This window comes from Streptomyces sp. CO7 (assembly GCF_053474865.1).
In genome coordinates this window covers 1-478 of sequence record NZ_JBRIOU010000086.1, presented here as the reverse complement: position 1 = coordinate 478, position 478 = coordinate 1, and the positions used below count along the sequence as shown (strand labels likewise).

The 478-nt window shown below is 41.6% G+C and carries 1 protein-coding gene; it reads right to left on the bottom strand.

Annotated features, from left to right (window positions below; all coding sequences use genetic code 11):
• Window positions 1–277, bottom strand: a 277-nt coding sequence (locus tag ACOV8S_RS31230) for a condensation domain-containing protein (RefSeq protein WP_448321854.1), incomplete at its 3' end; no start/stop codon positions are given.
• Between the last annotated feature and the right edge of the window lie 201 nt (window positions 278–478).

Below are 478 nucleotides of genomic sequence, written 5' to 3'. Positions count from 1 at the left end.
CCACATCAAGCGTAAAAGGACGTTTCTTCAGCACAACTTGGACAGGGCGCTTCACTTTTTCGTGGAGAAATACGGTACGAAAAATATCGTACCGCTCCACGATGACGTTCATGCTTTTCTCAAGTAAGTCATGACGCAGTGTGCCCTTTACGTTCATATCCATTTGCTCTACATAAAAGCCCTTTTCTTGGTGATGGAGGGTATGAAACAGCATGCCTTCTTGCATCGGTGACAGATAATACATGTCTTGAACTTGATCCCTTTTAAATGAACTCATCTATTTCATCCTCCCTTCCCGTTTTTATGACTGATCTCATGTTGTTAGGTCAATTTCTCCTCAAGCATGTCAAATATATCGTCCATTTCATCCATTTCAAGGTCACCAGCAGAGAAATCACTTGGCGTAAATTCTCGTTCGTGCTGCGCTAAACAATGAGTCATGATGGATTGGATTTTTTCTTTTAGCAATGCCATGAAC